Origin of the sequence: Actinophytocola sp. (assembly GCF_035762905.1) — a bacterium.
Classification (GTDB): domain Bacteria; phylum Actinomycetota; class Actinomycetes; order Mycobacteriales; family Pseudonocardiaceae; genus DASYTH01.
On record NZ_DASUCC010000068.1, the window covers coordinates 1 to 14,177 of the forward strand.

A 14,177-nucleotide genomic window follows, 5' to 3' on the forward strand; every position below is an offset into this window, starting at 1 on the left:
CCACGCCTTCCGCGAACTGGGCGAAGTCGCATCATCGGCCATCTGCACCCACAGCGCATCGACGAGTCATCTGACGGAACCAGCCGACGAACATCGGCGATGCCAAGCGTGCCTGCTCCTCCACGGCGACGATCTGGCCGATCGTACCGGCCGGCAACCACCGGGAAGTGACACAGATATGTGGCGAATCTACGAATAGGCGGAATCGCAACCACGAACTCGTCGGCTAGAACCAGGACTCGTTGGCCCGGTGCCAGGAACTCGCCGAACGGGAACCAGCAACTCGCCGGACCGGAACCAGCAACTCGCCGATGATAGTCACCACGCTTTGGCGAGTTGCCGGTTCGAGCACGCGAGTCGCGGGTTCGGGCAGACGAACCGCCGGCTCGGGCACCCGAGTTGGGCCGAGCAGCCGAGTTGCCGTGTCGGGCACCCGAGCTGCCGCCGGCTTCAGCACCCGAGTTGGTTCGGGCACGCGAGTCGCCGGCGCGGGCACCTGAGTTTCCGGCTTGGGCACACGAGTCGCGGGTTCGGACCCCCGAGTTGCGGGTTCGGGCAGACGAACTGCCGGCGTGGGCACCTGAGTTTCCGGCTTGGGCACACGAGTCGCGGGTTTGGGCAGGCGAACTGCCGGCTTGGGGCCGAGTTGCCGCCGGCTCGGGCACCCGAGTTGCCGGGCTTGGGCACATGAACTGCCGGCTCGGCACCCGAGTGTCCGGGCTTGGGCACATGAACTGCCGGCTCGGCACCCGAGTGTCCGGCTTGGGCTCGCGAGTCGCGGGTTCAGGCAGGCGAACTGCCGGCTCGGGCACCCGAGTTGGGCCGAGCAGCCGAGTTGCCGTGTCGGGCACCCGAGCCGCCGCCGGCTTCAGCACCCGAGTTGCGGAGTTCGGGCACACGAACCGCCGGCTTGGGTCCGAGTTGCTTGCTTGGGCACCCGAGTTGCCGGGCTTGGGCACATGAACTGCCGGTTCGTGCCGGCCAACGGGCCCGGGCCGCGGGCCTGGCTTGGGCCGCCACGGTAACGGCATCGAACCGTCAACGCTCTGGGGGCTGGACGGTGACGGGATTGCTCGGTGCACGGTTGCGGGCAGGCCGGGCCCCGCGATCGTGCACGGGGCACCTGTCCGCAGCCGTGCCGCGGAACGCCGGGCCCGGCCCCGTCAGGGTGACCGGCCCGGGCGTTCCGATGGAGCCGGGGACGTCTGCCGGCCGAGCCCCGGCCGGCCTGGCGAATCTGCGCCTCGCGTCCGCCTCTGCCGGGGGATTGGGGCTGGGATTGGGGAGTTGAGTGTGGGCTGGACTGGGTTCAGGTGGCGAGGTGGGTCCAGTGTTCGCGGGCGGGGGTGCGCCATTGGGTGTGGCGGTGGGTGAAGAGGGTGGTGGCGGTGGTGCCGATCCAGTTGGGGGGGAGGAGTTCGGCGGGGAGTTGGGGGTCGAGGAAGGGGAACCGGCGCCATTCGTGGACCAGGCGGGTCTGGGCGCGGAAGATCTGCGGTGGGGCGGTGGGGGTGAGCGGGGCGAACTCGTTGATGAAGTCGCGGTAGCGGTCGGCGACGTCGCCGAGGTCCCAGGCGGCGGCGACCATCTCCTGCTCTTCGCCGAGGGCGCCGTAGCCGGCCACGAAGGACATGGCTTGGCTGGACAGCGCGAGTTCGTCGAGGATCAGTTTGGCGTCGGCTTCGGCCTCCGGGCGTGGGGTGATCCAGACCCCGGGCGCGGGTGAGCCGAACCCGGCCCAGCTCAGCCGGGTGCGCAGCTTGTGCCGCAGGTCGCGCTGGGCTTCGGGAACTGAGACCAGCACGATCAGCCAGCGCCCGTCCCAGTTCCGCTCGCCACTGCCGAACGCGTAGATCCGCTCGGCGCCCTCGATCAGCAGGCGCCGGCCGGGTCCGGTCAGGGTCCACCGGACCCGCCGGCCGACCCGGTCCGACCGCAGCCACCCCTCGGCGGCGATCCGGGCCAGGGCCTGCCGGGCCGACTTCTCCTCCACGTCGAACATGCCGAGCGCGTCCACCAGCGTGGCCGTCCACGCCGGCTCGTCGCGCGGCAGCACGAACTCGCCGAGGATCGTCATCAGCAGGGAGCGGGCGCTGCCACCCCCCACCTCACGGCGGCGGCTCAGTATCGGGCGAGGCTCGGACACCCGCCCATTGTGCTACAACTCCTTCGCGCACCTCCAAATCCATGTAGATCCGGCGATCCTCAGCCGACCCGTTTCGCCTCGAAGCGCTGCCGCACGGCGGTGTTCCCGTCCGGCCCGGTCTCCTCCCGGCGCCAGCGAAACGAGTCGCCGGTTAACTCGGAGAAGATCCACCGATGCCCGGTATCGCCCTGCCGCCCCTCCAGCACGATCCCGTCCGCGCTCGTCCGGGCGACGAACGGGATCACCCACCCGCGCTTCGGCCCGTGCCAGGTGGACCGCCAGGCACCGATCGCCGGGTCGTAGAACCGCAGCGACAGGCCCCACTCCCCGTCCGCGTCCGGCCCCCGGTCGGCCCGCGCCGGATTGATCCACACGTCGGCCACCGCACGCCCGTCCAGCGCCCAGCTGAAGTGCCACTCGGCGGACGACTCGCGCACGACCCCGTCCGGCTCGTACTCGAACACCCGCAGATCCCAACTCCCGATCAGCGGGGCGAACGGCGCGAGGTGCTCGGCCAGCTCCGGCCGGGGCGCGCCGGCCACGAACACCTCGGTGAAGGCATTGGTCATGGCCGGCACGGTACGGGCGGGGTCTGACAGTTTCTGTCGCGAAGCTGTCGGTTTGCTGTCCAGATCCGATCTTTGTCGCAGGATGGTTGCATGGGCAGGGACTCCCGGGTGCGGCTGCTGGTGGTGGACGACGAACCGCACATCGCCGACCTCGTCGCGACCGTGGCCCGCTACGAGGGCTGGGACGCGGTGACCGCCGCAAACGGCACCGAGGCGATCGGCCGGGCCGCGCGGTTCGGCCCGGACATCGTCGTGCTGGACCTGATGCTCCCCGACATGGACGGGTTCACCGTGCTCGACCGGCTGCGAGCCGGCGGAAATCCGGTGCCGGTGGTGTTCCTGACCGCACGCGACGGAACCGCCGACCGGATCGCCGGTCTGACCCGAGGCGGCGACGACTATCTGGTCAAGCCGTTCGCGGTGGAGGAACTGATGGCGCGGATGCGGGCGGTGCTGCGCCGCAGCGGCCGGGCCCGGCGCAACTCGGCGCTGCGCGTGGCCGACCTGACGCTGAACGAGGACACCCGCGAGGTGCGCAGGGGAGACGACCTGGTCACGCTCACCCCGACCGAGTACGAACTGCTGCGCTACCTGATGCGCCGCTCGCCGACCGTGCTCACCAAGGCCCAGATCCTCGATCACGTCTGGCAGTACGACTTCGGCGGGCGGTCCAACGTGGTGGAATTGGCCGTGTCCCACCTGCGGCGCAAGCTCGACGCCGGCCGTGAGCCGTTGATCCACACCGTCCGCGGGGTCGGTTACGTGATGAAGCAGATGGTCCCGTGACAAGAAGGTTGCGGCTCGTCACCCGACTCGCGCTCGGCCTTGCGGTGCTGGCCCTTGTGGTGTTCGCCGTGGTCGGCACGGTGCTGGTCACCACGATGCGCAGCTATCTGGCCGAACGGCTGGACGAGCAGTTGACCGCCACCCAGATCGACCAGACCAAGCGGATCCGCACCCACGGCGGCCAGCCGCGCACGCCGTACGCCTGGTACTCCGGGATCTTCCAGGTGCACAACGGAACCGCGCAGCCCGAGCCGGGCGGCCAGCTTCCGTCCGAAGTGGACCCACTGGCCGCGGTGGCCAGGGATGCCGGCCAGACCGAGGTGCTGCGCACCGTGTATCTCAAGGGGGAGGGCAACTTCCGGGTCCGCGCCTGCCCGGTGACCGCGACCGAGGTGCTGGTCAGCGCCGCACCCCAGGGTGACCTCGACCGCACCGTGCGGCAGCTGGTCTTCGAGTTGGGCGCGGCGTTCGTGCTGGCCCTCGCGGTACTGGTGTTCGTCGGCAGACTGGTGTTGCGTAAGGGACTGCGGCCGCTGAGCGACATGGCGGAAACCGCGCGGGACATCACCGAGCACGACCTGACCCGCTCGGCCGACCTGCCGGTGCGGGTGTCCGGCAGCGGCGGTGGCGTCGAGGTCGAGGAGCTGCGCACCGCGTTCAACCGGATGCTCGAGCACATCGACCTGTCGCTGGCCGCACGCGCCGCCGCCGACGAACGACTGCGCCGGTTCGTCGCGGACGCCTCGCACGAGCTGCGCACGCCGCTGACCTCGATCCGCGGCTACGCCGACCTGTTCCATTACGCGGCGGCCAACGAGCCGGCCGAACGGGACGCGCACCTGGCCCGGATCCGCGCCGAGACCGCGCGGATGAGCGTGCTGGTCGATGACCTGTTGTTGTTGGCCCGTCTGGACTCGGCGGACGAGGAGCCGCCGCTTCGGTTATCCGGCACCGATCTCGCCGAGCTGGCCGGGCAGGCGGCCGAGGCGTTCCGGGCGGGGCATCCGAACCATCCGCTGATCGTCGAGCTGCCCGGACAGCCGCTGCCGTTGTGGGCCGATCCGGTGCGGCTGCGGCAGGTGGTCGACAACCTGCTGGCCAACGCCGCGGCGCACACCCCGGCCGGCACCGAGGTGACCCTGACCGCGCGGGACGCCGGCGCTCACGTGGAGCTGGCCGTCGCCGACGCCGGCCCGGGCATTCCGGCCGAGCACCGGGAGCGGATCTTCGACCGCTTCTACCGGGTGGACGACTCGCGCACACGCGGCGCCGCCGGCAGCGGGCTGGGCCTGGCCGTGGTGCGACTGCTGGTGGCCGCGCACGGCGGCACGATCGGGGTGGACAGCGCGCCCGGCCGGACGGTGTTCACGGTCCGGCTGCCCGCGCGGCCCGGGCCTGGGGGAGCGGGGAGTTGAGCCGGCTTCCGGGAGGCCCCGGCCCGCCCGGACGCCTGGCTCAACCGGTCACTGCTGGTGCGCGGCGGTTGCCCTGCTGTCCGCGCGCTGCCTGCCGGTGCCGTGCGCATCCTTGAGCACCCGGAGCTTGTCCTTCACGCCGTGTCCGGTGTCCTTGCGCAGCGCCTGGTGCAGGCTCTGGGTGTTGTTGCCGTATCCCGCGTAGTACGCCGCGTCGGCGATGTCATGGCCCTGCATCAGGTACTCCAGCAGGTGCTGGATCCGCTCGGGCAGTGACTCCATGTCGTTGAGCAGTTCCTCGATCGCCTGGTCGAGGCCCTCCTCGTGCTGCATCTCGTCGAAGCCGGCGTCGCGCATGGCGGCGCCGTACTCCGCGTGAGCATCGTCGTCGTAGTCGCTCATGAGATCACTTCAGCACCGGCTCATGTGGACCGCGAGGTCCGTCGGGGCAGCCAGTCGGGCGGCCTTGCGTCAAGAAGTGAATCGTAGTTCACTTCTTGTGTGGCCTACCGACGTACCGCCGCCGTCCAGGCGCGGCTGGACGCCTCCCGCGGCGCCATCCTGCGGGCCGCCATCACGCTGCTCACCGAGCACGGCTACGCGGGCTGCTCGGTCGCCGCGGTGGCGGCCGGCGCCGGCGTGGCCACCGGCACCGTCTACCGGCACTTCCCGAGCAAGGCGGAACTGGTCACCGAGGTGTTTCGGGAGGCGGCCGGCCGCGAGGTGGCGGCGGTGGCCGCGGCGCTTCGCCGGCCAGGACCGGTCGCCGGCCGGATCACCGCGCTGGTCGAGACGTTCGCCGGGCGCGCGTTCAAGGCGCCCCGGCTGGCCTACGCGCTGCTGGCCGAGCCGGTCGACCCGGCCGTGGACGCCGAGCGCCTGGTCTTCCGGCGTGCCTACCGCGACCTGGTCGCCGGCGTCGTCGCCGAGGGCGTGGCCGCCGGCACGCTGCCCCCGCAGAACCCCGACGTCACCGCGGCCGCGCTGGTCGGCGCCATCGCCGAGGCCCTGGTCGGTCCGCTGGCCGCCGGCGCCGCCGAGGTCGACACCATCCCGTCGCTGATCACCTTCGCCCACCGTGCCGTAGGAGGAGCCGATGTCGCGCACCCATGAGGTCACCAACCAGGTCCCGCCGCTGACCGGCCACGACCTGGCCGCCGACCCCGCCCTGCTCGAGGGACTGCGCCGGGAGGGCGCCGGGTGGGTCGAGGACGACCTGCACGAGCTGGGCCGGCTGGCCGGCGGCGAGCGGGCCCAGGACTGGGGCCGGCAGGCGCACGCCTACCCGCCGGTGCTGCGCACGCACGACCGGTACGGCAACCGCATCGACGAGGTCGAGTTCCACCAGGCCTGGCACGAGCTGATGACCGTGGCGGTGTCCCATGGCATCCACGCCGCGCCGTGGCGGGACGAGCGGTCCGGCGCGCACGTCGCCCGGGCGGCGAAGATGTACGTCTGGGGCCAGGTCGAGCCGGGCCACACCTGCCCGATCTCGATGACCTACGCGGCCGTCCCGGCGCTGCGGCACAACCCCGGGCTCGCCGCGGAACTGGAGCCGCTGCTCGCCGCGCCGGAGTACGACTACGGCCTGCGGGTGCCCACCACCAAGCGTGGCCTGATCGCCGGCATGTCGATGACCGAGAAGCAGGGCGGCTCGGACGTCCGGGCCAACACCACGACGGCGCGCCCGGCCGGCGACGGCTCCTACCTGCTCACCGGGCACAAGTGGTTCACCTCGGCGCCGATGTCGGACGTGTTCCTGACGTTGGCCCAGGGCCCCGGTGGGCTGTCCTGCTTCCTGCTGCCCCGGGTGCTGCCCGACGGCACCCGCAACAGTCTCTTTCTGCAACGGTTGAAGGACAAGCTGGGCAACCGGTCCAACGCCTCGGCCGAGCTCGAGTACGAGGACGCGGTCGGGTGGCTGGTGGGAGCCGAGGGCCGGGGCGTCCGCACGATCATCGAGATGGTCAACATGACCCGGCTGGACTGCGTGCTCGGCACCGCCGCCGGCATGCGGCACGGTCTGGTGGCGGCCACCCATCACGCCGCGCACCGCTCGGCGTTCGGCACCCGGCTGATCGACGCCCCGCTGATGACCAACGTGCTGGCCGATCTCGCCGTCGAGTCCGAGGCGGCCACCACCGTGGCGATGCGGCTGGCCGGGGCCACCGACCGGGCCGTGGCCGGGGATCCGGCCGAGGAGGCGTTCCGCCGGCTGGGCCTCGCGGTCACCAAGTACTGGGTGTGCAAGCGCGGCCCGGCGCACGCCGCGGAAGCACTGGAATGCCTGGGCGGCAACGGTTACATCGAGGACTCCGGGATGCCGCGGCTCTACCGCGAGGCTCCGCTGATGTCCATCTGGGAGGGCTCGGGCAACGTGGCCGCGCTGGACGCGTTGCGCGCCATGGCCCGCCAGCCCGACTCGGTGGAGGCGTTCTTCGCCGAGCTGAGCCGCTCCGCCGGCGCCGACCACCGGCTCGACGACGCGGTCGCGGCATTGCACAAGGAGCTGGCCGACACCTCGGCCATCGAGCTGCGGGCCCGCCGCCTGGTCGAGTCGATGGCGCTGGTGCTGCAGGGATCGCTGCTGGTCCGGCACGCCCCGGCGGCCGTGGCCGACGCGTTCTGCGCCTCCCGGCTCGGCGGCGACTGGGGCGTCGCGTTCGGCACGCTGCCGCCCGGCACCGACACCGCGGCGATCATCGACCGGGCCCGGGTGCGGTAGGCCACACTCTCCGTCGAGCACTCGACCCCTGTGCGGTACTACGATCCCTTGAAATCGGGTTACTACTCAGTAGGCTGCGCAAACCGGAGGGCTCGTGCTGGTTCGACTGATCCTTGGCCTGGGGCTCACGGTGATCGTGCTCGCGGTCGCCGCCCGGCGCGCCCAGTGGCTGCACAAGCTGATCACCTCCGGCCAATCCGCCGATCGGGTGGACTCGATCCCGGCCCGGCTGTTGGCTCAGGTCAAGGAGGTGTTCGGGCAGCGCAAGCTGCTGAAGTGGTCGGTGCCCGGCGTGGCCCACTTCCTCACCTTCTGGGGCTTCCTCATTCTCATCACGGTCTACTTCGAGGCCTACGGAGCCCTGTTCGACGAGGACTTCCACATCCCGCTGATCGGCCAGTGGGCGGTGCTCGGCTTCGTGCAGGACCTGATCGCGGTCGCGGTGGCGGCCTCGCTCGCCGTGTTCGCGATCATCCGGCTGCGCAACGCCCCCGAGCGCCGGGCGCGCGCGTCCCGGTTCTACGGCTCGCACACCGGCCCGGCCTGGCTCATCCTGTTCATGATCTTCAACGTGATCTGGACCATGTTCCTGTTCCGGGGTGCGGCCGCGGCGGCCGGGAACTTCCCCTACGACAGTGGTGCCTGGGTGTCCCTCGGCGTCGGCGAGCTGCTCGAGCCGCTCGGCCACGACACGCTGGAGATCGTCGAGACGATCGGCCTGCTGCTGCACATCGGCGTCATGCTGTCGTTCCTGATCATCGTGCTGTACTCCAAGCACCTGCACATCTTCGTGGCGCCGATCAACGTCGCGGCCAAGCGGCTGCCGGACGGGCTCGGCCCGCTGCTGCCGATGGAGTCGCACGGCAAGCCGATCGACTTCGAGGATCCGTCCGACGACGACGTGTTCGGCCGCGGCAAGATCGAGGACTTCACCTGGAAGGGCATGCTGGACTTCGCCACCTGCACCGAGTGCGGGCGGTGCCAGAGCCAGTGTCCGGCATGGAACACCGGCAAACCGTTGTCCCCCAAGCTGGTCATCATGAACCTGCGGGACCACCTGTTCGCCAAGGCGCCGTACCTCATCGGCGGCAAGGACATGCCGGACGAGGGCGCGATCATGCCGAAGGGCGGTGCGGAGCACAACGGGCACGGCGTGCCGGAGTCCGGCTTCGAGCGGATCACCGGGTCCGGGCCGGAGCAGGCGCTGCGCCCGCTGGTCGGCACCGCCGAGGCGGGCGGCGTGATCGACCCGGACGTGCTGTGGTCGTGCACCACCTGCGGAGCGTGCGTGGAGCAGTGCCCGGTGGACATCGAGCACGTCGACCACATCGTGGACATGCGCCGGTACCAGGTCATGATCGAATCGGAGTTCCCGACCGAGCTTGGCACCCTGTTCCGCAACCTGGAGAACAAGGGAAACCCGTGGGGGCAGAACAACTCCGAGCGGATGGACTGGGCCAAGGGCCTGGACTTCGACGTGCCGGTCTTCGATGGCGAGCTGGCCCCGGACGTGGAGTACCTGTACTGGATCGGGTGTGCCGGCGCCTTCGACGACAACGCGAAGAAGACCGTGCGGGCCACGGCGGAGCTGTTGCACATCGCCGGGGTGAAGTACGTGGTGCTCGGCAACGAGGAGACCTGCACCGGCGACCCGGCCCGGCGCGCCGGCAACGAGTTCCTGTTCCAGATGCTGGCCCAGCAGACCGCCGAGATGCTCAACGCCGTGTTCGAGGGCCGGGAGCCGGTGCAGCGCAAGATCGTCACCACCTGCCCGCACTGCATGAACACGCTCGGCCGGGAGTACCCGCAACTCGAGGGCATGATCCCGTCGTTCGGCGGCACCAACGGGCACTACGAGGTCATCCACCACACGCAGCTGCTGAACCGGTTGGTGCGCCAGGGAAAGCTCACCCCGGTCAAGCCGGCGCAGAGCGACAAAGCCGTCACGTATCACGACCCGTGCTATCTGGGCCGGCACAACAAGGTCTACGAGCCGCCGCGCGAGCTGGTCGGGCTGGCCGGCGCCACGCTCACCGAGATGCCCCGGCACGCCGACCGCTCGCTGTGCTGCGGCGCGGGCGGTGCGCGGATGTGGATGGAGGAGCACATCGGCAAGCGGATCAACCTGGAGCGGGTGGACGAGGCGATCGACACCGGCGCCGGGGAGATCGTCACCGGCTGCCCGTTCTGCCGGGTGATGATGTCGGACGGCATCGTGCAGCGGCAGAGCGAGGACAAGGGCACCGGAGTCACCGTCCGGGACGTCTCGCAGCTACTGCTGGAGTCGGTGAAGCGCGGAACGTAGTCCGGGGTTCAGATCGAGCGCAGCTGCGCCGGCTCGCCGGGCTCCCGGCACTCGGCAAGGAAGCGCACGATCTCCTCGGTGAGCCGCTCGGGGGTGGCGCGCAGCTCGACGATCGACTTGGCCTTGATCAGCCGCGCGTTGGGCAGCTCCTCGACCAGGTCGTAGGCGTCGCCGATGTGGTGGCTGAAGTCGCGCCGGTGCGCGATCACCAGGGCCGGCGCGGTGATCGCCCGCCGGTCCGGAGCGGTCGGCGCCTTGCGGCCGTAGACCAGGCCGAGCAGCACGTGCGGGCTCGGCACCGGGTCGGGCCGGATGAAGTCCAGGATCAGGTCGACGTGGTAGGCGCCCCGGGGCACCCGCCGCGCGGCGGCGGCCACCGCGCGCATGACCGGCCGGCCCACGGTGAACACGCCGAGCAGCGGAGCGATCACCAGCGCCCAGAACGTCTGCGAGTCCTCGAGCACCGGCATGTCCAGGATCAGCCCGCGGACCCGCTCCGGCGCCCGCACGGCCACCTCGAGCGCGATGTTGGCGCCGAGCGAGGTGCCCCCGATGACCGCCCGGTCGACCCCGAACGCGTCCAGCACGCCGATCACGTGCCGGCCGTACAGCTCGATCGAGTGCACCCGCCGGTCCGCCGGTCGGTCCGAGTCGCCGTGCCCGAGCATGTCCAGGCAGATCACCCGGTACCCACGGCGGGCCAGCTCGGCGGCCAGCGGAGCGTGCAGGCTGCGCCGCATCAGCAGCCCGTGCAGCAGGACGACGACCGCGTCGCCGGAGCCGAACTCGTCGTAGGCGAGCCGGTGCCCGTCGACGGTCACGGTGCCGGTGTTCATCCGAACAGAGTAACCGGGCTCGTGTCCTAGGGTGGGCCGGTGGCGCTGAACCTGCCGTCGCCCTGTGTGGTGGTGCTGGTCGGACCGGGTGCGGCCGGCAAGTCGAGCTGGGCGGCGGAGCACTTCCCGGCGGACGCGGTGGTGTCCAGTGACCGGTTGCGGGCGCTGGCCGGGTCCGGGGAGGACGACATCACGGCGAGCACCGACGCGTTCGGGTTGCTCGACCAGATCGTGGCGATGCGGGTCGGGCGCGGGTTGACCACGGTGATCGACACGTTGGGCCTGGACACCCCGCGCCGGCGCGGCTGGCTGGAGCTGGCCCGTCAGCACGGGCTGCCGGCCGTGGCGGTCGCGTTCGACACGCCGGCGGGGGAGTGCCGGGCGCGCAACCGGGGCCGGGCCAAGCGCATCCCGGCCGAGGCGCTGACCGCCCAGCTGCGCGGCTGGCGGGAGGTCAAAGGGCTACTGGCCGGCGAGGGCTGGGACCACGTGCTGGAGCCGCAGCCGGTGCGAGTGGTGCCGGCAGCGTTCGTCGCGGCGCAGCCGGCGGCCGGCCGGCAGCGGGAGCGGCCGACCGGGCTGCGGTTCGGCCTGCACCTGTCCACGTTCACCTTCGACGGGGGAACGGCGGCCACCGCGGACCGGCTGCGCGAGATCGCCGACGCCGCCGAGCAGACCGGCTTCGACGCGATCTACGTGATGGACCACTTCCGGCAGATCCCGCAGGTCGGGCGCGCCTGGGACAACTTCCTGGAGAGCTACACCACGCTCGCCTACCTGGCCGCGTGTACCCGGCGGGCGCGGCTGGGCGCGCTGGTCACCGGCATCACGTACCGCAACGTCGGACACCTCGGCAAGATCATCGCCACGCTGGACGTGCTCAGCGGCGGCCGGGCGGTGTGCGGGCTCGGCCTGGCCTGGTTCAAGGCCGAGCACACCGCGTACGGCTGGGCGTTCCCGCCGGTCCGGGACCGCTACGCGCTGCTCGAGGACGCGCTGCGGCTGCTGCCGCTGCTCTGGGGCCCGGGTGGTCCGGCGTTCGACGGCGCCGCGGTGTCCGTGCCCGAGGCCGCCTGCTACCCGCGCCCCCTGCAGGAGCACCTGCCGGTCATCGTCGGCGGCGGCGGGGAGCGCCGGACGCTGCGCCTGGCCGCCCGCTACGCCGACGCCGCGAACGTGCTCGGCGACCTCGACGTGGTCCGGCACAAGGCGACCGTGCTGCGCCGGCACTGCGCCGACATCGGCCGGGATCCGGACAGCGTGGCGCTGACCCATCTGGGCACCGCGCTGGTCGGCTCCGACGACGCCGAGCTGACCGCGCTGGTCGAGCGGCTGCGCCCGCAGCGGATGGACCCGGCCCGGTTCCGGGCCGCGGTCAACGCCGGCACCGTGGCCGACCACGTCGGCCGGTTCCGCGAGCTGGCCGAGGCCGGGGTGGCCGAGGTGATGGTGCGGCTGCCCGACCTCACCGGCGCCGAGTCGCTGGCCCGGATCGGCAAGGTCATCGCTGCGTTTCGGTGAACGCCGCGGCGACCCGCTTGGGCACCACCATCCGCCAGGCGTCGATGACCAGCTCGCGCATCTCCCCCTCGTCGATCTTGTCCAGCCACACGCACACCCAGTGGAAGCGCAGGTCCGACGGTCGCGGCAGGTGGAACTTCGCCGGCTCGCCGGCCACCAGCGCCGCCCGCTCCTCCTTGGGGAAGCCGAACCCCATCACGGTTTCGTCCCTGGACAGCGCCACGTACACGATCTGGCCCACCCGGAACTTGATCCGATCCCGCACCAGCGCCTCGTGCGTGCGCGGCAACGTGAGTGCCACCGCGCGGATCTGGTCAACCGTGATCATGCGATTACGGTACTTCGTTCGATGGTTACTCGAGCGGGCCTCGTCCGGCGCTCCGGTTCCGGTGCGCATGCTGGTCTTCCGGGTGAGGAATCGGAGGGAGCCGTGAACGCAGGGCCGGTCAGGCTTGAGCGGGTGGTGATCCGGTTCGCGGGCGACTCCGGTGACGGCATGCAGTTGACCGGTGACCGGTTCACGTCCGAAGCCGCCGCGTTCGGTAATGATTTGGCTACGCTGCCGAACTTCCCGGCCGAGATCCGGGCGCCGGCCGGGACGTTGCCGGGGGTGTCCAGCTTCCAGTTGCACTTCGCCGACTACGACATCCTCACCCCGGGCGACCGGCCGGACGTGCTGGTGGTGATGAACCCGGCGGCGTTGAAGTCCAACATCGCCGACCTGCCGGCCGGCGGAACGGTGATCGTCAACACCGACGAGTTCACCAAACGCAACCTGACCAAGGTCGGCTACGACGCCGACCCGCTGACCGACGGGTCGCTGGATCGCTTCCAGGTGCACAAGGTCGCCATGGCCACGCTGACCCAGGGGGCGCTCGCCGGCACCGGTCTGTCCAAGAAGGACGCCGAGCGGGCGAAGAACATGTTCGCGCTCGGTCTGCTGTCCTGGATGTACAACCGGCCGACCGAGGGCACCGAGCGGTTCCTGCGGGAGAAGTTCGCCCGCAAGCCCGACATCGCCGAGGCGAACGTGCTGGCGTTCCGGGCCGGCTGGAACTACGGCGAGACCACCGAGGCGTTCGCGGTCACCTACGAGGTCGGCCCGGCCGCCCTGCCCAGCGGCACCTACCGGCAGATCACCGGAAACACCGCGCTGGCCTATGGAATCGTCGCGGCCGCGCAGACCTCCGGCCTGCCGGTGCTGCTCGGCACGTATCCGATCACGCCGGCCAGCGACATCCTGCACGAGCTGAGCAAGCACAAGAACTTCGGGATCACCACCATCCAGGCCGAGGACGAGATCGCCGGCATCTGCGCCGCCCTTGGCGCCGCCTACGGTGGCGCGCTCGGCGTGACGTCGACCTCCGGCCCGGGCATCGCGCTGAAGTCCGAGACGATCGGCCTCGCGGTGATGACCGAGCTGCCGCTGCTGGTGATCGACGTGCAGCGCGGCGGACCGTCCACCGGGCTGCCGACCAAGACCGAGCAGGCCGACCTGCTGCAGGCCATGTTCGGCCGCAACGGCGAGTGCCCGGTGCCGGTGCTCGCCCCCCGTTCACCGGCCGACTGCTTCGACATCGCGCTCGAGGCGGCCCGGATCGCGCTGACCTACCGCACCCCGGTGCTGCTGCTCTCCGACGGGTACCTGGCCAACGGCTCCGAGCCCTGGCTGATCCCCGATCTCGCGGACCTGCCCGACCTGCGGGTGCGGTTCGCGGCCGAGCCGAACGCCACCGACGATTCCGGCGAGCACTGGCCGTACGTCCGGGATCCGGAGACGTTGGCCCGGGAGTGGGCGATTCCGGGCACGCCGGGGTTGCAGCACCGGATCGGCGGGCTGGAGAAGGCCGACGGCAAGGGCAGCATCTCCTACG

General features: G+C 71.2%; 13 protein-coding genes. 8 read left to right on the forward strand and 5 right to left on the reverse strand.

Features of this window, described 5'->3' with window-relative positions:
- Positions 1–199, forward strand: a 199-nt coding sequence (locus VFV67_RS13380) for a hypothetical protein (protein ID WP_326470061.1), incomplete at its 5' end; no start/stop codon positions are given.
- A 1,110-nt stretch (positions 200–1,309) separates the two neighbouring features.
- Here the strand turns inward: VFV67_RS13380 and VFV67_RS13385 are convergent.
- Together VFV67_RS13385 and VFV67_RS13390 are read right to left on the reverse strand one after the other, a co-directional pair.
- Positions 1,310–2,107: a PaaX family transcriptional regulator C-terminal domain-containing protein gene (locus tag VFV67_RS13385; RefSeq protein ID WP_326470076.1), complete on the reverse strand. Its 798-nt coding sequence runs from the start codon at positions 2,105–2,107 to the stop codon at positions 1,310–1,312.
- Positions 2,108–2,205: 98 nt separating this feature from the next.
- Positions 2,206–2,715: a hypothetical protein gene (locus VFV67_RS13390; RefSeq protein WP_326470062.1), complete on the reverse strand. Its 510-nt coding sequence runs from the start codon at positions 2,713–2,715 to the stop codon at positions 2,206–2,208.
- A gap of 90 nt (positions 2,716–2,805) precedes the next feature.
- On the opposite strand from VFV67_RS13390, the gene VFV67_RS13395 reads away from it, so the two are divergent.
- Together VFV67_RS13395 and VFV67_RS13400 are read left to right on the forward strand one after the other, a co-directional pair.
- On the forward strand, positions 2,806–3,501 hold the full coding sequence (locus tag VFV67_RS13395; RefSeq protein WP_326470063.1) for a response regulator transcription factor: 696 nt from the start codon (positions 2,806–2,808) through the stop codon (positions 3,499–3,501).
- Positions 3,498–4,916: a HAMP domain-containing sensor histidine kinase gene (locus VFV67_RS13400; protein ID WP_326470065.1), complete on the forward strand. Its 1,419-nt coding sequence runs from the start codon at positions 3,498–3,500 to the stop codon at positions 4,914–4,916. Before VFV67_RS13395 ends, VFV67_RS13400 begins: the two co-directional genes overlap by 4 nt.
- 48 nt (positions 4,917–4,964) lie before the next feature.
- Here the strand turns inward: VFV67_RS13400 and VFV67_RS13405 are convergent, their stop codons facing one another.
- Positions 4,965–5,318 (reverse strand): hypothetical protein, encoded by a 354-nt coding sequence (locus tag VFV67_RS13405; RefSeq protein ID WP_326470067.1) that lies wholly within the window; start codon positions 5,316–5,318, stop codon positions 4,965–4,967.
- A gap of 99 nt (positions 5,319–5,417) precedes the next feature.
- On the opposite strand from VFV67_RS13405, the gene VFV67_RS13410 reads away from it, so the two are divergent.
- The 3 genes from VFV67_RS13410 (at position 5,418) to VFV67_RS13420 (ending at position 9,946) form a co-directional block, all read left to right on the forward strand.
- Positions 5,418–6,029 (forward strand): TetR/AcrR family transcriptional regulator, encoded by a 612-nt coding sequence (locus VFV67_RS13410; RefSeq protein ID WP_326470068.1) that lies wholly within the window; start codon positions 5,418–5,420, stop codon positions 6,027–6,029.
- Positions 6,013–7,641: an acyl-CoA dehydrogenase family protein gene (locus tag VFV67_RS13415; RefSeq protein WP_326470070.1), complete on the forward strand. Its 1,629-nt coding sequence runs from the start codon at positions 6,013–6,015 to the stop codon at positions 7,639–7,641. The genes VFV67_RS13410 and VFV67_RS13415 overlap by 17 nt, the downstream gene beginning before the upstream one ends.
- A 94-nt stretch (positions 7,642–7,735) precedes the next feature.
- Positions 7,736–9,946, forward strand: a complete 2,211-nt coding sequence (locus VFV67_RS13420; protein ID WP_326470071.1) for a (Fe-S)-binding protein — start codon at positions 7,736–7,738, stop codon at positions 9,944–9,946.
- 8 nt (positions 9,947–9,954) lie between these two features.
- Here the strand turns inward: VFV67_RS13420 and VFV67_RS13425 are convergent, their stop codons facing one another.
- Positions 9,955–10,782 carry an alpha/beta hydrolase gene (locus VFV67_RS13425; RefSeq protein ID WP_326470072.1) on the reverse strand — a complete coding sequence of 276 codons (828 nt, stop codon included), beginning with the start codon at positions 10,780–10,782 and terminating at the stop codon, positions 9,955–9,957.
- Positions 10,783–10,821: 39 nt separating this feature from the next.
- On the opposite strand from VFV67_RS13425, the gene VFV67_RS13430 reads away from it, so the two are divergent.
- Complete coding sequence (locus VFV67_RS13430; protein WP_326470073.1) at positions 10,822–12,303, forward strand: TIGR03560 family F420-dependent LLM class oxidoreductase; 1,482 nt, start codon at positions 10,822–10,824, stop codon at positions 12,301–12,303.
- Here VFV67_RS13430 and VFV67_RS13435 read toward each other — a convergent pair.
- On the reverse strand, positions 12,284–12,631 hold the full coding sequence (locus VFV67_RS13435) for an MmcQ/YjbR family DNA-binding protein (RefSeq protein ID WP_326470074.1): 348 nt from the start codon (positions 12,629–12,631) through the stop codon (positions 12,284–12,286). The two genes, VFV67_RS13430 and VFV67_RS13435, sit on opposite strands and share 20 nt — an antisense overlap.
- Before the next feature lie 21 nt (positions 12,632–12,652).
- On the opposite strand from VFV67_RS13435, the gene VFV67_RS13440 reads away from it, so the two are divergent.
- On the forward strand, positions 12,653–14,177 hold a 1,525-nt coding region (locus VFV67_RS13440), incomplete at its 3' end, for a 2-oxoacid:acceptor oxidoreductase subunit alpha (protein ID WP_326470075.1).

Excerpts from the sequence above, each read along its gene's own strand:
- VFV67_RS13425 (WP_326470072.1), bottom strand. The coding sequence starts at position 10,782 with ATGAACACCGGCACCGTGACCGTCGACGGGCACCGGCTCGCCTACGAC.
- VFV67_RS13435 (WP_326470074.1), bottom strand. The coding sequence starts at position 12,631 with ATGATCACGGTTGACCAGATCCGCGCGGTGGCACTCACGTTGCCGCGC.
- VFV67_RS13415 (WP_326470070.1), top strand. The coding sequence starts at position 6,013 with ATGTCGCGCACCCATGAGGTCACCAACCAGGTCCCGCCGCTGACCGGC.
- VFV67_RS13395 (WP_326470063.1), top strand. The coding sequence starts at position 2,806 with ATGGGCAGGGACTCCCGGGTGCGGCTGCTGGTGGTGGACGACGAACCG.
- VFV67_RS13405 (WP_326470067.1), bottom strand. The coding sequence starts at position 5,318 with ATGAGCGACTACGACGACGATGCTCACGCGGAGTACGGCGCCGCCATG.
- VFV67_RS13390 (WP_326470062.1), bottom strand. The coding sequence starts at position 2,715 with ATGACCAATGCCTTCACCGAGGTGTTCGTGGCCGGCGCGCCCCGGCCG.